This is a genomic window from Paenarthrobacter sp. YJN-5 (assembly GCF_015040095.1).
Classification (GTDB): domain Bacteria; phylum Actinomycetota; class Actinomycetes; order Actinomycetales; family Micrococcaceae; genus Arthrobacter; species Arthrobacter ureafaciens.
In genome coordinates this window covers 1,157,984-1,178,616 of the sequence record NZ_CP053544.1, presented here as the reverse complement: position 1 = coordinate 1,178,616, position 20,633 = coordinate 1,157,984, and the positions used below count along the sequence as shown (strand labels likewise).

General features: G+C 64.4%; 19 protein-coding genes. 5 read left to right on the top strand and 14 right to left on the bottom strand.

Features of this window, described 5'->3' with window-relative positions:
- Nucleotides 1-15: 15 nt before the first annotated feature.
- Nucleotides 16-1,107, top strand: a complete 1,092-nt coding sequence (rarD, locus tag HMI59_RS05560) for an EamA family transporter RarD (protein ID WP_193593087.1) — start codon at nt 16-18, stop codon at nt 1,105-1,107.
- A 265-nt stretch (nt 1,108-1,372) separates the two neighbouring features.
- Here rarD and gabT read toward each other — a convergent pair whose 3' ends face one another.
- A complete protein-coding gene (gene gabT / locus HMI59_RS05555) occupies nt 1,373-2,728 on the bottom strand; it encodes a 4-aminobutyrate--2-oxoglutarate transaminase (protein ID WP_193593086.1) in 1,356 nt (451 codons plus the stop codon).
- 92 nt (nt 2,729-2,820) lie between these two features.
- A complete protein-coding gene (locus HMI59_RS05550) occupies nt 2,821-4,251 on the bottom strand; it encodes a gamma-aminobutyraldehyde dehydrogenase (RefSeq protein WP_193593085.1) in 1,431 nt (476 codons plus the stop codon).
- Nucleotides 4,252-4,396: 145 nt separating this feature from the next.
- On the opposite strand from HMI59_RS05550, the gene HMI59_RS05545 reads away from it, so the two are divergent.
- The 3 genes from HMI59_RS05545 to HMI59_RS05535 all read left to right on the top strand — a co-directional run bounded on the left by HMI59_RS05545 (nt 4,397) and on the right by HMI59_RS05535 (nt 7,887).
- Entirely contained in the window at nt 4,397-5,839 is a 1,443-nt protein-coding gene (locus tag HMI59_RS05545) for a PucR family transcriptional regulator (protein ID WP_193593084.1), read from the top strand.
- A 96-nt stretch (nt 5,840-5,935) separates the two neighbouring features.
- Nucleotides 5,936-7,207 carry an MFS transporter gene (locus HMI59_RS05540; RefSeq protein ID WP_021472304.1) on the top strand — a complete coding sequence of 424 codons (1,272 nt, stop codon included), beginning with the start codon at nt 5,936-5,938 and terminating at the stop codon, nt 7,205-7,207.
- Nucleotides 7,204-7,887, top strand: coding sequence for a FadR/GntR family transcriptional regulator (locus HMI59_RS05535; protein ID WP_193593083.1), 684 nt, complete (start codon nt 7,204-7,206; stop codon nt 7,885-7,887). Before HMI59_RS05540 ends, HMI59_RS05535 begins: the two co-directional genes overlap by 4 nt.
- On the opposite strand, the gene HMI59_RS05530 is transcribed toward HMI59_RS05535, so the two are convergent.
- The 8 genes from HMI59_RS05530 to HMI59_RS05495 form a co-directional block, all read right to left on the bottom strand.
- A complete protein-coding gene (locus tag HMI59_RS05530; RefSeq protein ID WP_193593082.1) occupies nt 7,879-9,273 on the bottom strand; it encodes a rhodanese-like domain-containing protein in 1,395 nt (464 codons plus the stop codon). The two genes, HMI59_RS05535 and HMI59_RS05530, sit on opposite strands and share 9 nt — an antisense overlap.
- A 125-nt stretch (nt 9,274-9,398) precedes the next feature.
- The gene (locus HMI59_RS05525) at nt 9,399-10,865 is read right to left on the bottom strand and encodes an FAD-dependent oxidoreductase (RefSeq protein WP_166183740.1); all 1,467 of its coding nucleotides are present in this window, start codon (nt 10,863-10,865) and stop codon (nt 9,399-9,401) included.
- A 98-nt stretch (nt 10,866-10,963) separates the two neighbouring features.
- Nucleotides 10,964-12,226: a uroporphyrinogen-III C-methyltransferase gene (gene cobA / locus HMI59_RS05520; RefSeq protein ID WP_021472300.1), complete on the bottom strand. Its 1,263-nt coding sequence runs from the start codon at nt 12,224-12,226 to the stop codon at nt 10,964-10,966.
- Between the two features lie 88 nt (nt 12,227-12,314).
- Nucleotides 12,315-13,226 carry a glutaminase gene (locus HMI59_RS05515; RefSeq protein WP_193593081.1) on the bottom strand — a complete coding sequence of 304 codons (912 nt, stop codon included), beginning with the start codon at nt 13,224-13,226 and terminating at the stop codon, nt 12,315-12,317.
- Nucleotides 13,227-13,335: 109 nt separating this feature from the next.
- Nucleotides 13,336-14,382: an LLM class flavin-dependent oxidoreductase gene (locus tag HMI59_RS05510; RefSeq protein ID WP_193593080.1), complete on the bottom strand. Its 1,047-nt coding sequence runs from the start codon at nt 14,380-14,382 to the stop codon at nt 13,336-13,338.
- Nucleotides 14,383-14,625: 243 nt separating this feature from the next.
- Nucleotides 14,626-14,862 carry a hypothetical protein gene (locus tag HMI59_RS05505; RefSeq protein ID WP_166183744.1) on the bottom strand — a complete coding sequence of 79 codons (237 nt, stop codon included), beginning with the start codon at nt 14,860-14,862 and terminating at the stop codon, nt 14,626-14,628.
- A 52-nt stretch (nt 14,863-14,914) separates the two neighbouring features.
- Complete coding sequence (locus HMI59_RS05500; RefSeq protein ID WP_166183745.1) at nt 14,915-15,202, bottom strand: helix-turn-helix domain-containing protein; 288 nt, start codon at nt 15,200-15,202, stop codon at nt 14,915-14,917.
- Complete coding sequence (locus tag HMI59_RS05495; protein ID WP_166183747.1) at nt 15,199-15,603, bottom strand: VOC family protein; 405 nt, start codon at nt 15,601-15,603, stop codon at nt 15,199-15,201. Before HMI59_RS05495 ends, HMI59_RS05500 begins: the two co-directional genes overlap by 4 nt.
- An 82-nt stretch (nt 15,604-15,685) precedes the next feature.
- Here HMI59_RS05495 and HMI59_RS05490 point away from each other — a divergent pair, with 82 nt between their 5' ends.
- Entirely contained in the window at nt 15,686-16,243 is a 558-nt protein-coding gene (locus tag HMI59_RS05490) for a dihydrofolate reductase family protein (protein ID WP_166183749.1), read from the top strand.
- 299 nt (nt 16,244-16,542) lie between these two features.
- Here the strand turns inward: HMI59_RS05490 and HMI59_RS05485 are convergent, their stop codons facing one another.
- From HMI59_RS05485 to mmuM, 4 genes are all read right to left on the bottom strand, one after another.
- Complete coding sequence (locus HMI59_RS05485; protein ID WP_021472293.1) at nt 16,543-17,481, bottom strand: ABC transporter permease subunit; 939 nt, start codon at nt 17,479-17,481, stop codon at nt 16,543-16,545.
- The gene (locus tag HMI59_RS05480) at nt 17,471-18,202 is read right to left on the bottom strand and encodes an ABC transporter ATP-binding protein (RefSeq protein ID WP_021472292.1); all 732 of its coding nucleotides are present in this window, start codon (nt 18,200-18,202) and stop codon (nt 17,471-17,473) included. Before HMI59_RS05480 ends, HMI59_RS05485 begins: the two co-directional genes overlap by 11 nt.
- Nucleotides 18,203-18,287: 85 nt before the next feature.
- Nucleotides 18,288-19,439: an ABC transporter substrate-binding protein gene (locus HMI59_RS05475; protein WP_021472291.1), complete on the bottom strand. Its 1,152-nt coding sequence runs from the start codon at nt 19,437-19,439 to the stop codon at nt 18,288-18,290.
- A gap of 157 nt (nt 19,440-19,596) precedes the next feature.
- Nucleotides 19,597-20,550, bottom strand: a complete 954-nt coding sequence (gene mmuM, locus HMI59_RS05470) for a homocysteine S-methyltransferase (protein WP_193593079.1) — start codon at nt 20,548-20,550, stop codon at nt 19,597-19,599.
- Nucleotides 20,551-20,633 lie beyond the last annotated feature (83 nt).

Here is a 20,633-nt window from a genome sequence, read left to right as displayed (position 1 = left end):
AATTCGCTGTCTATATTGCGGAATATTGCAGACGGCAGGGATGTTGGGCACATTGTGTCCACACCCGAGCAGATCTCCGCAGCCTCCACCGCTTCAACCCAGCCCACGACGACGGCACCCGGGAGCGGCGGTGCCGGCACCGGCGGTAGCGGCGGTAGCAGCGGCGGTGTCGTAGCTAAGCCGGTTCGGAGCGAAACCACCACGGGCGTGTTGTTCGGCATCGGCGCGTACGGCTTGTGGGGGCTGCTCCCCCTCTACTTCTTTGTGCTGCAGCCCGCGGGAGCCATCGAGATCGTGGCCAACCGGATCGTATGGTCCCTGGTTTTCTGCGCGCTTCTGATCACCATCACCCGGGCCTGGCGGGTCTTCGGCTCGGCGATGAAGGACCGCACCATCATGGGGCCCCTGGCCCTGGCAGCCGCCCTCATTGCCATCAACTGGCTCACCTACACGTTCGGCGTCACTACCGGCCACGCCGTGGAGACGTCGCTCGGATACTTCATCAACCCGCTGGTTTCCGTACTGCTGGGCGTCTTCGTGTTGAAGGAAAAGCTGCGTCCGCTCCAGTGGGCCGCTGTGGGCATCGGCTTCGTTGCTGTGGGTGTGCTGACTTTCTCCTATGGCCAACTGCCGTGGATTGCACTCCTGCTGGCTTTCAGCTTCGGCCTGTACGGCTTCGTGAAAAAGAGGGTAGGACCACGCGTGGACGCCCTGACCAGCCTTTCGGTCGAAACAGTGGTACTGGCACCGTTCGCGGCCATCACCATGGTGGTCCTCGGGGCCACGGGGATGGCAACGCTCACCACCGAAGGACCCGCACACTTCTGGCTCATTCTCGCCTCGGGCATCATCACTGCCGTACCGCTGCTGTTCTTCGGTGCCTCCGCACGCCGCCTGCCCATGACCACCATCGGCCTGCTGCAGTACTTTGCCCCGGTTCTGCAGTTCATCGTGGCACTGACGGTGTTCAACGAAGCCATGACCACGGCCCGGTGGATCGGCTTCTGCGTGGTCTGGCTGGCCCTGATCCTGCTGACCATCGACATGCTCCGGACCGCCCGGAAGAACTCGGCGCTGCGGAAGAAGGCCCGGCTCGCGGAGGTGTAGCGGAGGTTAGCTGCGCCGGGTTGCGCCGTGTTCGCTGCAAACGTGCTGCGTCGCCGGAGCCTTCCCTACGAACAAGCAGCGTTGCGGCGAACGCGGCGGACAGGTGCCCGGGTTCGCTGCAAACCTGCTGCGTCGCCGGAGCCTTCCCTACGAACAAGCAGCGTTGCGGCGAACACGGCGAACACGGCGAACGCGGCAAGAACGCAAAAAGCAGGGCCGGGGTGCATCACAGCTCCCCGGCCCTGCTTTCTTGTACGGACAGACCCTATGCGTTGGCCTTGACGGCGTTCGCGAGTACTTCCAGGCCGTCCAGCAGCAGTTCGTCGCTGATCACCAGCGGCGGGAGCAGGCGGATGACGTTGCCATAGGTACCGCAGGTCAGGATGATGACGCCTTCCTTGAGGCAAGCAGCGGCAACGGCCTTGGTGAGCTCAGCGTTCGGTTCCTTGGAGCCGGGCTGAACAAGCTCGATGGCCAGCATTGCGCCGCGGCCACGGATGTCGCCCACCACGGACGTTTCGGAGGCCAGTTCGCGGAGCTTGCCCAGGGCGAGTTCCTCGATGTGGCGGGCACGTCCGTTGAGATCGTGCTCCTCCATGGTGGTGATTGCTGCCAGTGCTGCTGCACACGCAACCGGGTTGCCACCGTAGGTACCGCCGAGGCCGCCCGGGTGGACGGCGTCGAGCAGGTCGGCGCGGCCGGTGATCGCGGACAGCGGCATGCCGCCGGCGATCCCCTTGGCCATGGTGATGATGTCCGGAACAACGCCTTCGTGGTCTACTGCGAACCATTCACCGGTGCGGCAGAAACCGGACTGGACCTCATCGGCGATGAAGACGATGCCCTTTTCCTTGGCCCATGCGGACAGCGCCGGCAGGAAGCCTTCGGCCGGGACGATGAAGCCGCCCTCACCCTGGATGGGTTCGATGATGATCGCGGCAACCTGGTCGCCGCCAATCTGCTTCTCGATCGCGGTGATGGCGCGCTTGGCAGCCTCAGCACCCGTGATCTCCGGGTTCTCTTCACGGAACGGGTAGCTCATGGGCATGCGGTAGACCTCGGGCGCGAACGGTCCGAAGTTGGTCTTGTACGGCATTGCCTTGGCGGTCAGTGCCATGGTCAGGTTGGTGCGGCCGTGGTAGGCGTGGTCGAAAGCAACGACGGCGTCGCGGCCGGTAGCCAGGCGGGCAACCTTGATGGCGTTTTCCACGGCTTCCGCGCCGGAGTTGAAGAGCACGGTGCGCTTGGCGTGGTCGCCCGGGGTGAGGCGGTTCAGTTGCTCGGCGACTGCGACGTAGCCTTCGTAGGGCGTCACCATGAAGCAGGTGTGCGTGAAGTGCGCGGCGGCTTCCTGGACTGCGGCGACGACGGCAGGATCGGAAGCGCCGACGCTGGTGACGGCGATGCCCGAGCCGAGGTCGACGAAAGAGTTGCCGTCGACGTCGCGGATGATGCCGCCGTCGGCGTCTTCTACGTAGACGGGAACGCCGGAAGCCACGCCGGCAGCAACGACGGCGAAGCGGCGCTCAGCCAGTGCCTGCGACTTGGGGCCGGGGAACGTGCCGTTGATGTTGCGCTTCTGCTCGATGCGGTACGAGAGTTCGTTCGCAGTTGCGGTCATGGGAATGTCCTTCTTTGTTGATTGCGGCGCGCGCCGGCAGGGTTGCAGGCCGGCGCGGAGCGAGGTTGGAGAGTGGGGGCCAGGCGGCTGACTTATGCGTCCAGTGCGCTCATGACGTGCTTGATGCGGGTGTAGTCCTCCACGCCGTACATGGAGAGGTCCTTGCCGTAGCCGGACTGCTTGAAGCCACCGTGCGGCATCTCTGCGGTCAGGAGGATGTGGGTGTTGATCCACACGGCACCGAAGTCGAGGTCGCGGCTCATGCGCATGGCCGTGCCGTGGTCGGTGGTCCAGACGCTGGAAGCCAGGGCGTATTCGACGTCGTTGGCCAGTTCGAGGGCTTCGGCTTCGGAGCTGAACTTCTGGACGGTGATGACGGGTCCGAAGGTTTCCTTCTGCACGATGTCATCACTCTGCTTGGCGCCGGAGATGATGGTGGGCTCGAAGAAGAAGCCCTTCTCGCCTGCGCGGTGTCCACCGGTTTCGATCCTGCAGTGCGCCGGGAGGTTCTCCACCACAGAGGTCACGGCGTTGAAGTGGTTGACGTTGTTGAGCGGGCCGAAGTAGTTGTCTTCGTCGTTCTGCGAGCCGGTCTGCAGGGTCTTGGTGTGCTCCACCAGTGCGGCAACCATGTCGTCGTGGATCTCGTCTTCGATGAGCACGCGGGTGATGGCCGTGCAGTCCTGGCCGGCGTTGAAGAAGGCGAATTCCGCGATGGCCGCGGCGCTCTTCTTGATGTCGGCGTCTTTGAAGACGATGGCCGGGGCCTTGCCGCCCAGTTCCAGGTGCGCCCGCTTGAGGCCCTTCGCGGCGCCACTGGCCACGGCAATGCCTGCGCGGACGGAACCGGTGATGGACACCAGTCCGGGAACCTTGTGCTCCACCATCATGGCGCCGGTCTCACCGGTGCCGAGGACCACGTTGAGGACGCCGGCCGGGAAGATCTCCCCTGCCAGGCGTGCCAGGACCAGGGTGGATTCCGGGGTGGTATCGGAGGGCTTCAGGACTACCGTGTTGCCTGCGGCCAGGGCCGGGCCGATCTTCCAGATAGCCATGAGGAAGGGATAGTTCCACGGAGCAACCTGGGCTACGACGCCGATGGGCTCGCGGCGGACATAGGAAGTGTGGCCCTCGAAGTATTCACCGGCGGACTTGCCTTCCAGGAGTCGTGCTGCACCGGCGAAGAAGCGCAGCTGGTCGGCGCCGGCAGCAACTTCCTCGGACGCGATGAGGGAACGGACCTGTCCGGTGTTGCGGTGCTGGGCTTCGACGAGTTCGTCGCTGTTGGCCTCGATGGCGTCGGCCAGCTTGAGCAGCATGAGCTGGCGCTGTCCCGGGGTGACGTGCTTCCAGGTCTTGAAAGCCTCGCTGGCTGCGGACATGGCAGTGTCAACATCGGCCTGCACCGAAACGGGAGACTTGGCCACGACGTCCCCGGTGGCGGGGTTGACGATGTCCAGGAGACCCGTACCTGACGGCGTGACGAACTCGCCGTTGATGAAGTTCTGCAAGGTTTGAACCACGGTGTGCAACCCTCTTTCGGTGTGTTGGCATGGGTTTTTAGCTGATCAGAGCCTATTCCAGAGGGGTGCACCAAGGAATAGCCAACTGCACACAGACGGCACAGGCGCTTAGTGCGCTTGACCAGCACCGGGTTATCCTTTCAGCATGGCCATCACCCTCGCTTCACTCGTTGCTGTCCCCTCCTTGAAACTCCGCAAAACAGGGCTGGCGGAAACTACGTGGAACCAGGACATCAGCTGGGTGGCCGTGACGGAGCTTGAGGATCCGCAGCGTTTCCTCAGCGGCGGGGAACTGGTCCTCACTACGGGCCTCCGGCTCAAGAGTGCGGCCGACCAGCGCCGCTTTGTGCGCCAGGTCCAGCGTGCGGGCGCCGTCGGCATCGGTTTCGGTACGGGGCTCACCCACGAATCCGTTCCGGAGCCCCTCATCGCAGAGGCCAACCGTTGGGGGCTGCCCTTGGTGGAGGTCCCCTACGAGATCCCGTTCATCGCAATCGGCAAGCTGGTTGCCGAGTCCCATTCGGCGGACCACTACTCGAACCTCGAACGGCTGCTTGCCGGGCACCAGATCCTTGCCCGCGCGCTGCTCACCGGCGGCGGCCTCGCCGAACTGTTGAAGCAACTGGGCAGCATGTTGCGCACGGATGTGGTTCTCACCCAGTTCAGCGCCCAGCTCTACAACAGCGTCCCCGGGAAGCCGGCGCCGACGGCCGAAGGGTGGGCGTCGTACCCGATCCCCACCGGCCGCCGGGATGCCTGCACGCTGTGGTTGCGTCAGCCCTTCATCGATTCCGGGATCGTCAGCTACGCCCAGAACCTCATCAGCGTTGAACTGAACAACATGGTCAAGCAACGCCAGGCCCAGCGTGCCATGGCCGGGCAGGTGCTGGACGACGTCATCCACGGAACCCTGGACACCATTGAGGCAGCACGGCGCCTGGCCGGGGTGGGAATCAACAGCACGCGGAAGAACGTGGTGCTGGTTGCTGAATCCACGGCCCACTACAAACAACTGGTCTCCATTTCCCTGCCCCAGTCCCTGGAAGGTGGCGTCAGCGCCGTCGTCGGCAAGGACCTGGTGACCGTGATCAGCGACGATGGCAGCTCGGCCACCGCACTCGCGAGGAGCCTCAGCGACCACTTGCAGGAGGCCGGGATCCACGCCGTGATCGGCATCGGCGGAGCCTATACGAAGCCGAACGGCCTGCGCTGGAGCTACTTCGAAGCGCGCGACGCCGTGGCGCACGGCTTGCCGGTCAATGAGCCGGAGCGCCTGAGCCTCACCTCGCTCCTGCTGGCGAGCGAGGATGTTCCCTTGGCTGACATGGCAAGTGAGTCGCTCACTCCCCTGCGGAAGTTCGACGCCGCCCACGGCTCTGAACTCGTGGCCACGCTCGAGAGCTACCTGAACCACAACGGCTCAGTTGCGGCCGTTGCCGAGGCGCTGACCCTGCACCGCAATACCGTGCGCTACCGGCTTGCCCAGATTACCGAGCTCACAGGGTACGACCCCTCGCAGACCCAGGACCGCGTTCAACTGTGGCTGGCCCTCGCGGTGCAGCGGTTGGGTGCCCGCAACCCCCGGTAGGAAGAACGACGGCGGTTCCGCAGCTTCGCTTTTCGTCGCAGGAGAGTTTCACCACAGAACTCTTTACGTTAGACGTCAAACGTCTAACCTTTAAATATGGCGACGACACCGATTACGACAACGACAGGAAACATCCCTACGATCTCCCCCGCCGCTGCCGCTTCCAAGCAAGGCAGCGCGCCGAAGTCCAGGGTCGTCGTCGTACTCGGGATCATCGCCGTCGTGCTCATCGGGCTCAACCTTCGGGCCGGCATCACCAGCGCAGCCGCACTCTTCCATGACCTGCAGCAGGTCCTCGGATACGGCGCCCTGGTGGCCTCCATCCTTCCGTCCATTCCGCTGCTCTGCTTTGCCGTGGCGGGTCTCGGAACATCGTGGCTCACCCGGCGCGTTGGCGTGGAAAAGGCCATCTTCATTGCGCTGGCACTCCTCGCCGCCGGCCTCCTGGTCCGTGCCGTGCCGTTCACGGGCGCGCTCCTTGGGGGCACAGTGCTCGCGATGTCCGGCCTGGCCGTCTGCAACGTGGCCATGCCGTCCCTGATCCGCGAACACTACTCGGACCGGACTTCCATGATGACGGGCCTCTATACGTTCACCATGTCCGGCGGTGCCACCTTTGCCGCCGTCATCAGCGTTCCCCTGGCCCAGCAGCTCGGGTCGCCGTCCATGGGCCTTGCCGCGTGGGGCCTCCTCGGCGTGGCTGCCCTGCTCGGATTCCTGCCCGTGGTCCTGCACAACCACCGCAACTCCACCAAGACCGATCAGCCGCGCGTGCCCATGCTTCCCCTGCTCCGCACCCGGCTGGGCATCCTCATCACCGCCATCTTCACGTTCCAAGCCTTCCTGGCATACGCCGTCATGAGCTGGTTTGCGTACATGTTGACGTCCCAGGGCCTCAGCGCTTCGGAGAGCGGCGTGCAGTTCGGCGTCATGCAGCTGGTTTCCGTGGCGTCGGGCATGATCCTGCTTGCCTTCGGTTCCCGGCCCGGAATGCTGCGGCCTGCCTTGTATACGGCCAGCAGCTCCACCCTGTTGGCCATCGCCGCCATGGTGTGGCTGCCGACGTCGTTGGCTGTGATTCCCGCGGTCCTGTTCGGATTCGGGTTGGGCATCTTCCCGCTGGTTTTGGTGATTATCAGCCGGAGCGGCCGCTCGACGGCGGAAACCACCGCGCTCTCCACCATCGCCCAGTCTTTGGGATACTTGATAGCGGCAATCGGACCGTTCGGGATGGGGCTCCTCCACAGTGTGACCGGCGGTTGGGTATTGCCGATGAGCCTGCTGTCCCTGGTGGCGCTGGGTCTCATGGTCACCAGCCACATGTTGACGAGCAAGCGAACCACCAAGACCCAAGCGAGGACGGCATGACCCTCACCCCGTCGCACCGACCGGTCCTCGCCGACGAGGTTACTGCCAAGCTGCGGGACATGATCAAGTCCGGCGAATGGCCCTTGCAGGAGCGGATCCCGGCCGAACCTGAGCTCATGGCCACCCTTGGTGTCTCCCGCGGAACACTGCGCGAAGCCATCAAGGCGCTGGCCCACACCGGCATGTTGGAAGTCCGTCGCGGCGACGGCACCTACGTGCGGGCCAACAGTGAGATCCTCGGTGCTGCCCAGCGGATCTACCGGGAGCACACGCAGGAACACATCGTGGAAGTCCGGCTCGGCCTGGACACCCAAGCGGCCCGGCTGGCCACCAAGCACGCCACTGCCGGGGACATTGCCGAGATGCGCCGGCTGCTGTCCGTCCGGCATGATTCCTGGAATTCCGGAGAATACGCCGCGTGGGCCCGTGCCGACTGGGAATTCCACGAGTGCGTGGCCAAGGCTTCCGGCAACCCGTTGCTTCATCAGTTGTACGCGTCGTTCGGGGGCGTGTTCCACAACGATCTCCTCCGTCAGCAGCGCAACGACGGTTTCAACGGTCTGCCCACCGAAGGCCACGACCAACTGGTTGAGGCCATCGAAGCCCGGGATCCGGAGGCCGCTGTAGCTACCGTCTACCGGAACCTGGACTTCTGCGCTGACAAGAGCCCGTCAGACTGAATCCTGCCGGCTGAGCGGGACTCCTGCCGCCGCAGCATCACGATACTTGGCATCAACCAGCACCACGTCGCGGCCCGCCCGGTCCAACAAGCTCGCGGCAACGCTTGCCCGGTACCCCGTGGCACAATGCACCCAGATCCTGGCCTGCGGCAATCCGTCCATGCGCCGCAGCAGCTCATACACCGGGACGTTGATGGCACCATCCACGTGCGACGCCTTGAATTCGTCCGGCCTGCGCACATCCAGGACCACGTCCCCCGGCTGCCTCTCCCTCAACAACACGGTCCAGTCGCCGTGCGGATAGGAGGAGTGCGGGACGCCCGGGGCAAGTCTGCTGAGCCCGTTGCCGGCGTCCCCGTCAGGCCCGACGGCGGCATCCGGACTGTCGATGCCGATCCTCGCCAGATCGCGGATCGCCTTTTCGACCTCGGTGCGTGATCCCAGCAGCGTCAAGGGCTGTTCCCACGGGATTACCCAGCCGAGGTAGCTGGTGAAGTTGGAGCCGTTCCCGTATTCGAACCCCACACTGCCGTTCAAGTGGTCGTCCGCGAAGGCTATCCGGCGCCGGAGATCCACCACCCACTCCCCCGAGCCGAGCCGTCGGCCGAGTTCTTCCGGGTCCACCGAGTCCGGAACACTCAACTCCGCAGGACCCGGACCCGCAGCATTGAGCGGGCTCATGTGGGCGTAGTAGGCAGGGTAGGCGGTGATGTTCTCCAGGAGCTCGGCCACAAAATGTTCCTCGCTCGGGTCCGTCAGGGCGTGGTTGGACGCAGACTGCTCCGCGAGGGTGGAAGCAGTCGCACGGCTCGCCGGTCCAATGGAGCAGAACGATCCAAAGCCATGGGTCGGATACAGCGCAGCCTCCGGAGCAGCTGATGACACCAGTTTCCGCACCGACGAGTACTGAGCGTGGGCCAAGGTCGCGGTGTCCTCGGGAGAGACGAGGTCCGTCCGCCCCACCGAGCCATAAAGTAAGCTGCCGCCGGAAAACACGGCCTCCATGCCGCCGTCGTGCGTGTCGTCCCGCACCACGTACGCCAGGTGCGTGTGCGTGTGCCCCGGCGTCGCAACCACGCGCACGGTGAGCCTGCCCACCTGCAGCACGTGCCCGTCGGAGACCGGAGAACGGTTGAAGGAAACGTTGTCTGCGGCGTTGACCAGGTACTCGGCCCCGAGCTTCCCGGCGAGGACCAGGCCTCCGGTGACGTAGTCATTGTGGAGGTGGGTTTCGGCCACATGCGTGATACGGACACCCGCCGTGCGCGCGGCTTCCTCCACGCGGTCGGTGTCGCGCTGGGGGTCGATCACCAACGCAACTGAGCCGTCGTGGACGAGGTAGGTGCGGTCACCCAACTGGGGCGTTTCGATGACGACGACGTCCATGTTTCAGGGTACCGCCACGGTGCGTCAGGAGAGCTTCAAGAGGGCTTTAAAGCCAACAGCGGGGCCACCCAACCAGAGTGGCCCCGCTGAATCAGCGAGCTTCAGAACTGCGCTAAACCTGTGCTTCAGACCTGCGCGGAAACACCGTCGCGGGAAATGTCCACCATGTCCTCGCGCGGCACAACCTTGATGCGCTCACGAGTAACCTCCACGCCGTGCGAACCGCCGGCTTCGGTGGCTGCAGCGCCAAGGGCGAGCTCGTGGGCATCCAGCGCCAGCCAGCCTTCCCAGCTGGTGAACTTCACGTCGCGGGCCTCCAGGAGTTCCACCACTGCGTCGGCTTCGGGAACTTCGGCGAACGGCAGGTTTTCGCGGTCCTCGAGCAGGTAGGTGACCGTTTCCAGGGCGTCACCCTTGGTGTGGCCGATGAGGCCCACAGGACCACGCTTGATCCAACCCGTGGCGTAGAGGCCCGGAACGTGCTGTCCGTCGGCATCCAGTACGCGGCCGCCGTCGTTGGTGATGACGCCCTTCTTGTGGTCGAACTCGACGTCCGGCAGGGCGGAACCGAAGTAGCCGATGGCGCGGTACACGGCCTGGACCGGGTAGTCGATGAACTCGCCGGTGCCGCGGGCGTTGCCCGTGCCGTCCAGCTCGGTGCGCTCGAACTTGATGCCGGCAACCTTGCCCGGAGTCTCCGGGGAATCGACAATCTCCACCGGGCTGTGCAGGAAGTGCAGGTGGAGGCGGCGGGAAGCCGTGAGCTCGGAGAGGTCCTCGGGCTGCTCGGCGATCCAGTTGGTGAGCGTTCCAACCATGGTCTTGGTCTGGTTGTTCGTCTGGATCTGGCGGTCGGACTCTTCGTCGAACTCGAAGTCTTCGGCGTAGAGGATGATGTCCACGTCCTTGGAGTGCGACAGTTCACGCAGTTCCAGCGGGGTGAACTTCACCTGTGCCGGGCCGCGGCGGCCGAAAACGTGGACATCCGTGACCGGGGAGTTCTTCAGGCCGGCATAGACGTTGTCCGGGATTTCGGTGACCAGGAGGTCATCGGCGTGCTTGGAAAGGACACGGGCCACGTCCAGGGCCACGTTGCCGTTTCCGAGGACGGCAATTTCCTTGGCGTCCAGCGGCCACTCGCGGGGAACGTCCGGGTGACCGTCGTACCAGGAAACGAAGTCGGCGCCGCCGAAGGAACCCTCCAGCTCGATGCCCGGGATGTTCAGGTCCGCGTCCTTGATGGCGCCCGTGGCGAAGATGACGGCGTCGTAGTGCTTGCGCAGGTCCTCGATGGAGAGGTCAGTGCCGTAGTCAACGTTGCCGAAGAAGCGGATGTCGCCGCGGTCCAGCACCTTGTGGAGGGCATTGACGATGCCCTTGATGCGGGGGTGGTCCGGTGCAACGCCGTAACGGATGAGGCCGTACGGGGCGGGGTAACGGTCAAAGAGGTCGATGCTGACGTTGAGTTCGCCGCTCTTGACGGCCTCGCTCTTGGTCAGGATGTCAGCTGCGTACACGCCGGCCGGGCCGGAGCCGATGACGGCGACGCGAAGCGGACGGTCCGCAGAACCTACGGGGGTGCTAATTGACACGGCTGTGTTCCTTCTTCTCTGTCCACCCAACTGAGTCGCAATTGTGCGCGTTTTGAGGGCTCAAAACGTGCTTAAGTGCTACCTAGTTGGGCCGGGGGCTAGTTGGTGCGGACGCGGGGACGGTTGGGGGTAATGGTGCTGTAGTCAGCGGTCTTGAAATGTTCCGGGGCGAAGGGGCTGACGCGGACAACATCGCCGATGACAATGACCGCTGGATTAGCCACGCCAACGGCTTCCGCTTGGTCGGCGATGGTACCCAGCGTGCCGATCGTGACGCGCTGTTCCGGCAAATAGCCCTTTTCTACGATACCTACTGGAGTGTCCAAAGGCAGACCCGAGGCAGCCAGCGCCGCCGCAGAATCGCGCAATTGCGCCACTCCCATGAGCAACACCACAGTATGGTCCGGGCGTGCGGGGACTTCGGACAACTCTTCATGGCCGGTCACGACGCTGAAACCCTTGGCCAGTCCGCGGTGCGTGACCGGAATGCCGGCGGCAGCAGGAACGGAGATCGCGGAGGTTACGCCGGACACCACTTCAACCCCGACGCCGTTCTGCCGGCAGAACTCTGCTTCCTCACCGCCGCGCCCCAGGACATAGGGGTCACCGCCTTTGAGGCGGACCACCCGGTTGCCCTTCAAGGCCTCCTCGACGAGGATGCGGTTGATCTCCAACTGCGGAACCGGATGGTGGCCGGGCGTCTTTCCGACCTCAATAATGCGGACGTCGGGGGCAAGCTCCTTCAGCAGCTCGCGCGGTCCAAGACGATCAGCAACCACGACGTCGGCCTGGCCCAGGAGGCGCCGACCGCGGACTGTGATGAGTCCCGAGTCGCCAGGTCCGCCGCCAATCAGGGCTACGGAACCCTTATCTTCGGGCTTACGGTGGCGGCGCAGGGGAAGGTCACCCGTTTCCAAGGCGGTGGCAACGGCGTCGCGCAGGGCCATTGCACGGCGCGGGTCTCCCCCGGCGTTGATGGCGATCTTGACGTCGTCCACCTCGGCAACGGCCGGGGTCCATGCAGCGGAAGCTTCGTGGTCGGAAGCGTTGACGCACCAAATGCGCTGCGCCTCGGCGTCGGCGGCCACCCGGGTGTCCACAGCGGCAGTCCCCGTTGCAGTCTGAACGAACCAGACGCCGTCGAGGTCTTCAGTGCGGTACTCGCGGGGCTCCCAAGCGAGCAGCCCGGAATCCACCAGGGCGCGGAGTTTTTCGGAGGCAACGGGAGCGACCACCGTAACTTTCGCGCCGGCGTCGAGCAGTCCCTTGGCGCGGCGTGCCGCGACGGGCCCGCCGCCCACAACCAGCACCGGGCGGCCGAGAAGGCGCAGCGCGGTGGGGTAGATGTCCTGTATTGCCATGAAAAAACTGTAGGGCGGCGCCGTAACACGCTTCAAAGGCCCGGACACACCCGGTAACGCTGGGTAATGCGGCGTCACAAACAGCGTCCTAGAACACCGACCAGCCGGTACGGGTAGTGAATTCATCCAGCGCAGCCACACCCGCCACTGAGTTCCCGGACCTCCCCAGGCCCGGGCTCCACACAGTGATTGCACATTTATTGGGAACCACGGCCACGATGCCGCCGCCGACGCCGCTCTTGCCCGGCAGGCCGACGCGGTAAGCGAACTCACCCGCCGCGTCATAGGTACCGCACGTCAGCATGACCGCATTGACCCGCTTGGTCTGGGCCGGTGAAAGCACCAGCGTTCCGTCGGCGCCAAGTCCATTGGACGCCAGGAAGCGGGCAGCAAGAGCCAGATCCTGGCAGCTCATGGAAAGCGCACACTGCTGGGCGTACGACTCAAGGACGTCATCCACGGGGTTCTCAAGGTTGCCGCAACTTGCCAGGAAGTGGGCCAAGGAAGCGTTCCTGTGTCCCCTGCCGAGCTCTGACGCCGCCACGCGGTGGTCCGTATCTACCGAGGCATTCCCGGATTCCCGCCGCATCAGCTCCCGCACTGCTCCTGCAGCGTTCCCGGTCAGGCTCAGCAACCTGTCCGTGACGACGATGGCTCCGGCGTTGATGAACGGGTTGCGGGGTATGCCGTTCTCGCTCTCGAGCTGAACAAGTGAATTGAAGGGGTTGCCGGACGGCTCACGGAAAACGCGCTTCCAAATGCCATCGCCGTCGTTGGATAGCACCAAGGCCAGGGCAAAGACCTTGGAGATGCTTTGGATGGAGAACTCCACATGGGCATCCCCGGCTGAGAAGACTTCGCCTTCCCTGGTGACCAGTGAGATCCCGAACTGGTTCGGTTCCACTGCGCCGAGCTGAGGGATGTAATCGGCGACTTGGCCCTGGCCGACGTGTGGTTGAACCGCGCCGACGATATCTTCGAGGAGATTCTGAATGTCCATCTTTACCTTTGCTGCCTTCGTCAACCCCCTCCTCATTGAAGGGGCATACGGATGCGCCTAAGGTGTTCCTGCAGCGGCGCACAGCCAGCAACTCTACCGGCCTTCAGGGCTAAGCCCCCATGACCGCAGGCGTCCAGCCGACAGCAGGCGCAATGTGCTTGGCGACATTGCTCAGGAGCTTGGCGTTGTATTCCACTCCCAGCTGGTTTGGAACCGTGAGCAGCAGGGTGTCGGCGGACTGCACCGCAGCGTCCTGGGCGAGCTCTTCCGCCAGTTGCTCCGGTTCGCCGATGTAGCTCTTGCCAAAGCGGGACAACGCACCGTCCAGAACGCCCACCTGATCTTCGCGGTCCGCCTGAGCACGGAGCCCGAAGTAGTGGTTGTCCTCGGCGTCAACGATGGGGATCACGCTGCGGCTCACAGAGACCCGCGGTTCGAAGTCATGGCCGGCGGAAGCCCAAGCCTCGCGGAACATCCGGATCTGTTCGGCCTGGAGTTGGTCGAAGGGAACACCCGTATCTTCGGTCAGCAGTGTTGAGCTCATCAGGTTCATGCCCTGTTCCGCCGCCCAGACCGCCGTCTTGCGCGTGCCGGCGCCCCACCATATCCGCTGCGGAAGACCGGGCGACTGTGGCTGGATGGGCAACAGCCCGGTGGCTCCCCCGGCGTAGTGCGGATCCGCCTGGGCTACCCCTTGTCCTGCGATGGCCTTGCGGAACAATGCCGTGTGCCGCCGCGCCATGTCACCGCTGTCTTCGCCGTCGGCCGGGACATAGCCAAAATTGGCGGCACCGTTGAGGGCGGGCTCGGGTGAACCGCGGCTCACTCCGAGCTGCAGGCGGCCGTCGCTGATGAGGTCCGCGGCGGCAGCCTCCTCGGCCATATAAAGAGGGTTCTCGTAGCGCATATCAATCACCCCGGTACCGATCTCGATCCGGCTGGTGCGTGCCGCAATGGCACTCAGGAGCGGGAAGGGCGAGGCCTGCTGCCGGGCGAAGTGGTGCACCCGGAAGAAAGCTCCGTCGATGCCTGCCTCCTCGGCGGCGACCGCGAGTTCAATTCCCTGCTTCAGCGCCTCGCCGGCTGTGGGAACGCGGGAACCCGGTACGCGGGCCCAGTGGCCGAAGGAGAGGAACCCGATCCGTTTCTTGTGCATGTCGAGCACAACGCCGGGCTGCGCCTGGTCATTCCACCCAGCCCGCGCCCCGTCCCTCCCCCGCCCCTATATCAGATAACACTCCCTTTTTCGCATCCCTCTCTCACATAACGCCCCCTTTTGCGCATCCCTTTATCAGGTAACGCCCCCTTTTTCCCATCCCTCTATCACCAGGTGATTGAGGAAAGCCGGGAAGGGGTTGGTATGTGATAGAGCGTGTGGCCCTTGTCGAGAGCGGCATTACTAAGCGACCGGCGGAGGATCCTCCCCGTTGGCGATGGCTTCGATCCAGTCCACCGCGCCGTCGGTCAGGTGGGGTCCGTCTGTTGAGTCGCCGGCCCACCACCCGGGTTCCGTGGCGCCTCCTGTTGCGGACATGATCTCGCTGGTCACCAGCGGGGTCAGGGGTTCCCCGTTGTGCGCGATCAGCCAGTTTCGGGTTGCGGGGCTGACCCGGGGCCACCACTCATGGAGTTTCACTCAATCAGTGTCCTGCCCGGGACGTACCCGGTAAAGAGCCGGGTTGTCACCGTTAGGCCTTGTGCTCCTCGCTGCCCCAGCGTCCCAGTGCGACGATTGCCTCGCGCAAGGCAAGTCCGCGATCGGTCAGCGCGTAGGCCCGGGTGTTGTGCCGGAGCGGCAGGCGCATTAATACTCCGGCCGCTTCGAGCTCGCGCAGGCGGGTAGCGAGAATGTTCGTCGGTATTCCAAGATCGCGCTGCAGGTCCCCGTAACGTTGCGGCCCGTCGAGCAGCCGCTCCACGATGAGCAGGGCCCACCGTGCTCCAACAAGTTCCAGCGCCCCGGCCAGATCGCTCACTCAGTCGTATCGGCGTCGGGCTTCATCCAAAACGGCGAGTAGTGGTAGCCGTCAGGGTCATCAAACTGGCGCTGGTACATGAACGGGTAGTCGTCGGTGTCGCCGATCCGCCCGCCGGCGGCACGGGCGCGCTCGACCAACTCGTCGACTGCTTCACGGCTGCCAAGGTCGAACGAGACCGTGACCTTCGAAGGCGTCCCGGGTCCGCCGATCAGTTCCTCGGAGCCGCCGACGTTGGCATACATTTCGCGGCTGCCGAGCATGACGTATTGCTCCGGCGCAATCGCGAAGCATGACACGTTGTGGTCCGACATCTCGGGGTTAAGGGTCCAGCCAAGGGCGGTGTAGAAGGCAGTTGCGCGCTCGACGTCTTCGACGGGGCAGGTGATGAAGAGGCTCATGCGGCCCATACTTGCAAAATGCAAGTAAGGCGTCAAGAGTGGAAAGGCCAGTGCCTGGGGGCCGCGGGGCTAGAATCAGCCAATGGGGCTCCTAACCTTCAGCATGAATGTCACTCTGGACGGTTGCATCGACCACCGGGAGGGCATCGCGGATGACGAAACTCATGCCTACTTCACCCGGCTTCTCGAGGAGAACGGCGCCATGCTCTGGGGCCGAACCACCTACGAATTGATGGAGGCCTACTGGCCTGCGGTCGCGCGGGGCGAAGTGGAAGCTCCCCCGGCCATCCGGGATTGGGCCGTCACGCTGGAAGGCAAGCCGAAGTACGTCGTCTCGGCAACACGCACCGACTTCCCATGGACCAACAGTCACCAACTGACCGGCGAACTACAAGGCGCCGTGCAGGAACTTAAGGATCGGACTCCCGACGGCGTGCTGGTCGGCAGCGGCAAACTCGCCACCGAGCTGGACCGGCTGGACCTGATAGATGAGTACAGATTCCTGCTCCAACCTATGATCACCGGCCACGGTCCAACCCTCTTCCAGGATGGATTGCCCGGCACCCGCCGCCTCGAATTGGTCTCGGCGGAGCCGCTCAGCAACGGAGTTGTCGCCCTGCACTACCGCCGGGCTGCTTAGGTTTACGCACGACGGCGGCGGAAGGGTCGGCGGGCAGGGGAAGGGCCGGCGCCGCAACCTTTTCCTCCGGTCGCACCCGTAACCTCGGGGGCGACCGGCGCGAACTGGTGCGCTCCCCGCGAAGAAGGGGTGCGTCGAGCTGGAACGGGAGCATCCGGCGCACACGGACGCGGCAGAACGCAACGGGCGGGACGTGATAGAGGAACACCCCAAAACCCGCGGGACGTGACAGAGGAACACCCCACAACCCGCGGGACGTGATAGAGGGACGCCCCACACGCCGCGGAGGCGCGGTATAGCTACCTGGAGCTGCCCGCCAGGAGCCCCCGGCGCTGCAGGAGGCGCTTCTCGATGGGCCCGAAGACCAGGAGCTCGATCAGGATTCCCACGAACAGGATCAGCAGGATCGCGGACATCACCACGGTCATGTCGGACAACACCCGGCCTTGGTCCAGCAAAGAGCCAAGCCCGAAGCCGATGGTGCCCCCAACAGCGATGATCTCAGCGGCCATGAGGGAACGCCACGAGAACGCCCACCCCTGCTTCAAACCACCGATGTAGCCCGGGAGTGCCGCCGGAAGGACGATCTGCAATGCCATCTGCAGGCGGTTGGCACCCAGCACGGTTCCGACGCTGCGGTACTGCGGCGGGATCTGGTCCACACCGGAGATCAGCCCGTTGATGATGGACGGGATTGCGCCCATGAACACCACGAAGTACACCGTTGCGTCAGTGAGGCCGAACCAGATGATGGCTGCCGGAACCCACGCCACGGACGGCAGCACCTGCAGGCCGGAAATGAGGGGGCCGAAAGCGCGGCGCAAAGGAGCTACCTGCGCAAGGATCAGCCCCACCGGAGTCGCAATGACAACCGAGATGAGGAACCCGACAACACCGCGCTGCAATGACGTCCATACCGATTCCTGGAGCTTGCCGTCCCCCCACAGCGTGAGGAACTGGTTGAAGACGTCCACGGGACCGGGAACCAGGTCCCGCCGCTTGAACTCCAGCGAAACGTAGAACTGCCAGGCGAGGATGAGGAACACGAGGGCAGCGACGGGAAGGAGGACGCGCTTCCAGTCGATTCCTGCCTTGCGGGAGGTGTCCGACTGGAGGTTGTCCAGGCCGGCTTCGAGGTCCCGGAGTTCCGAGGGGTTCCCTTTGAGGGACGGGGACGTGATGTGGTTGGAATCAGTCACGGGGAGGGTCCGCTCTTCAGTGGTCTGGTTACTTGGCATGGCGGCGGATCTCCTCGCGAAGTCGTCGGGTAATGACGCCGGTCAGCTCCCCTGCCCGGCCGGCGTCGGTGCGGTGTTCTTCAGTGACGGCCCATTCAGCAACAACCCGGCCCGGCCGCGAGGACAGGAGAAGGACGCGCTGCCCCAGGCGTACGGCTTCACGGACGTTGTGCGTGACGAAGATGATGGTGCGTCCGGTTTCCTTCCAGATGCGCTCCAGCTCGTCGTGGAGCAGGTCGCGGGTAATCGCATCGAGGGCGGCGAATGGCTCATCCATCAGCAATACCTGCCGGTCCTGGGCCAACGATCGCGCAAGCGCCACCCGCTGCCGCATGCCACCGGACAGCTCGTGCGGTCGCTTGTCCCCGGCACCACCCAGGTGCACCAGCTCAAGGAGTTCGGTGGCGCGGGCGCGCCGGCTGGCCTTGCTGGATGACTTGTCCGCCAACTGCAGCGCGAGTTCGATGTTGCCGCGGGCGGTCAGCCACGGGAACAGCGCCGAGTCCTGGAACATGAAGGCCGCGCCGTCGCTGGGGACCTCCAAAGCGCCCGACGTCGGGTGCTCCAGTCCCGCGATGATGTTCAGCAGGGTGGACTTACCGCAGCCGGACGCGCCGAGGAGGGCGACGAACTCGCCTTGGGCGATGGTGGCGTTGACGTCGTCCAGGACGGGAGCCCCGTCACCGAAGCGTTTGCCCAGGTTCTCCAGTACGACTGGCATGGTCCCGTCCTTCGTTGTTGCTGTGGTGGATGTAGCTGAAGCCGGCCCGCTCCCTGCGTGCGGGAGCGAACCGGCCTGATGGTGCTTAGTCTTGTCCGAGTCCGGCGGCGGAGGTCTTCTTGCCCTCCACCTCGTTCAGGGCGCGGAGATCGAAGATGCCGTTGATGTCGGCTTCCTTGGTGGTGCCGGCCTTGACCCCGTCATCGAGGAGCTTCTTGTAGGTACCGGCCAGGGGGTCGGTGGTGAACTTGATGTTCTGCAGGGCCCGGGTGATCACGTTCGCCGGAAGCGGCTTGCCCGCGGTGTCCTTGAGGACTGCGTTGATGGTGGACGCCTTCTCTTCGGCTGAGGCGGTGTTCAACCAGTTCACGGATTCGACGTGGCCTTTCAACAAAGCCTTGACCGTTTCCGGGTGCTCAGCCGCGAACTTCTTGTTCACGATCAGGATGGTGGTGGTGAAGTCGCCCTTCTCCCACAGGTCCTTCTCGTCAACCAGGACCTTCGCCCCGGCTTCGAGCACCAGACGGGAGGCCCACGGCTCAGGCAACCACGCGCCGTCGAGCTTTCCATCCTGGAAGAGCTTCAGGGACTGGGCGTTCTCGGTGGGGTTGATGTTGACGTCGCCGCTGCCGTCAGTGTTGGTCTTGAAGCCCTGGTCCAGCAACCAGGCGCGTAATGCGACGTCCTGGGTCCCGCCAAGCTGCGGGGACGCAAGGACCTTGCCCTTGAGGTCGGCGGCGGAGTTGATCTCCGGTTTGACCACCAGCTGCGCGCCACCGGCTGCGGCTCCCGCGATGATGCTGACGGATTCGCCGTTGCTCTTGACGAACGAGTTGATGGCGGGGTTCGGTCCGATGTAGGTGGCATCGATCGCGCCGGCGTTGAGTGCCTCGATCGCGGCGGGTCCGGCGTTGAAGACCTGGGTGCTGAGCTTGGTCTCGCCGAGTTCCTTGGCGATGATGCCCTTGCTGGTACCTACCAGTGCCGGGGCGTGGGTGACGTTGCTGAAGTAGCCGAGCTTGAGTTCCGCGGCGGGCGTGGCGGAGGGAACGGGTGCGGCCTGGTTGTTGTTCGAAACAACGGATGCCACGGCAGCGCCTGCGCCGATCAGCAGGACGAGGCCGGCAGCCAATCCGATTTCCAGCACACGGCGGCGCTTGGCTTTGGGCTGCTTCTGTCCCGCAACAATGCGTTTGGTGCCGGAGGTCGGTTTCTGTGACTCAGGGGTGTTAGCCATTGGGTGGGGTCCTTGGAAGTTTTTGGGGATGCGGTTCGGGGCGAAGATCGGGCCCCTAACATCGCCCGTCGAAGGCAAGGAAGGACCGTTCCGAAGTGGTCATGAGTTCACAGTAGGGACAGTGATATTTCCGCTTCAATCCCGTAGAAATCAAGGTTCATGAAGGTTCACGTGACGTCATATTGGCGGCAAGGCGTGCGATGTCGCGCGGGGTTGTGCGGCAGCACCCACCTATGAGACGCGCCCCCTGTTCCAGCCAATCAGATGCGTTCCCGGCCAAGGTCAACGCCTGCGCATCGCTTGCAGCCGGCCCCCACGTTTTGGTCACGGCGTCGTAGACCTCGCCCGAATTCGGGTACGCCACCAGCGGGGAACCCGTTGCTTCGCGAAGGGTTCCCAGTGCGGACGTCACCTGGTCCAGCGGTACGCAGTTAAGTCCGACGGCGGCAACGCGCGGTTCCGCGCGGAGCAGCGCAGCCACCTCCGCAAGGGGCGTTCCGTCACTGATGCGGGCGCTGTCCCGGAGCGTGAACGTAAACCAGGCTTCGACGTCGAACTCCACCACCAAGTCCAGCAGCGCCTCAGCCTCGGCGAACGACGGCAGCGTCTCGCACGCCAGGAAATCCACCCCGGCTTCAACCAGGGCAGCGATCCGTGCCCGGTGAAAATCCCGGAATTCCGCGGCGGAGAGCGCGTAATCGCCGCGGTACTCCGAACCATCGGCCAGGTAGGCACCGTAGGGTCCCACCGAGCCGGCGACCAACAAAGGTCGGGAACCGGGGTTGGCTGCGAGGTACTCCTGCCGGGCTTCATCGGCCAGTCGGACGCTCCGCGCTACGAGTTCGGTTGACTCCTCCACCGACAGGCCCCGCTGGGCGAACCCCTGCGGCGTTGCCTGGTAGCTGGCCGTGATCGCTACGGAGGCACCGGCGTCGAAGTAATCGCGGTGGACCTGCTTGATCAGGTGGGGCTGTTCGAACAGGACCTTGGCGGACCAGAGAGCGTCCTCCAGGTCGCAGCCGTGGGCCTCCAATTCGGTGGCCAGGGCACCGTCCAGGATCAGGTTCCCACCGGCGGCCAACAGCGTGCTGAGGGTGGTGTTTTCCGGCATGCGTACTCCCGCAATAGAAAACCGCAGCTTGTCCGGGGACTCCCGCCGTACGGCGTGGGGTTCCGCGAACAAGCTGCGGTTTT

Excerpts from the sequence above, each read along its gene's own strand:
- gabT (WP_193593086.1), bottom strand. The coding sequence starts at position 2,728 with ATGACCGCAACTGCGAACGAACTCTCGTACCGCATCGAGCAGAAGCGC.
- HMI59_RS05545 (WP_193593084.1), top strand. The coding sequence starts at position 4,397 with ATGGCCATCACCCTCGCTTCACTCGTTGCTGTCCCCTCCTTGAAACTC.
- HMI59_RS05540 (WP_021472304.1), top strand. The coding sequence starts at position 5,936 with ATGGCGACGACACCGATTACGACAACGACAGGAAACATCCCTACGATC.
- HMI59_RS05535 (WP_193593083.1), top strand. The coding sequence starts at position 7,204 with ATGACCCTCACCCCGTCGCACCGACCGGTCCTCGCCGACGAGGTTACT.
- HMI59_RS05530 (WP_193593082.1), bottom strand. The coding sequence starts at position 9,273 with ATGGACGTCGTCGTCATCGAAACGCCCCAGTTGGGTGACCGCACCTAC.
- cobA (WP_021472300.1), bottom strand. The coding sequence starts at position 12,226 with ATGGCAATACAGGACATCTACCCCACCGCGCTGCGCCTTCTCGGCCGC.
- HMI59_RS05515 (WP_193593081.1), bottom strand. The coding sequence starts at position 13,226 with ATGGACATTCAGAATCTCCTCGAAGATATCGTCGGCGCGGTTCAACCA.
- HMI59_RS05510 (WP_193593080.1), bottom strand. The coding sequence starts at position 14,382 with ATGCACAAGAAACGGATCGGGTTCCTCTCCTTCGGCCACTGGGCCCGC.
- HMI59_RS05495 (WP_166183747.1), bottom strand. The coding sequence starts at position 15,603 with ATGAGCCTCTTCATCACCTGCCCCGTCGAAGACGTCGAGCGCGCAACT.
- HMI59_RS05490 (WP_166183749.1), top strand. The coding sequence starts at position 15,686 with ATGGGGCTCCTAACCTTCAGCATGAATGTCACTCTGGACGGTTGCATC.
- HMI59_RS05485 (WP_021472293.1), bottom strand. The coding sequence starts at position 17,481 with ATGCCAAGTAACCAGACCACTGAAGAGCGGACCCTCCCCGTGACTGAT.
- HMI59_RS05480 (WP_021472292.1), bottom strand. The coding sequence starts at position 18,202 with ATGCCAGTCGTACTGGAGAACCTGGGCAAACGCTTCGGTGACGGGGCT.
- HMI59_RS05475 (WP_021472291.1), bottom strand. The coding sequence starts at position 19,439 with ATGGCTAACACCCCTGAGTCACAGAAACCGACCTCCGGCACCAAACGC.
- mmuM (WP_193593079.1), bottom strand. The coding sequence starts at position 20,550 with ATGCCGGAAAACACCACCCTCAGCACGCTGTTGGCCGCCGGTGGGAAC.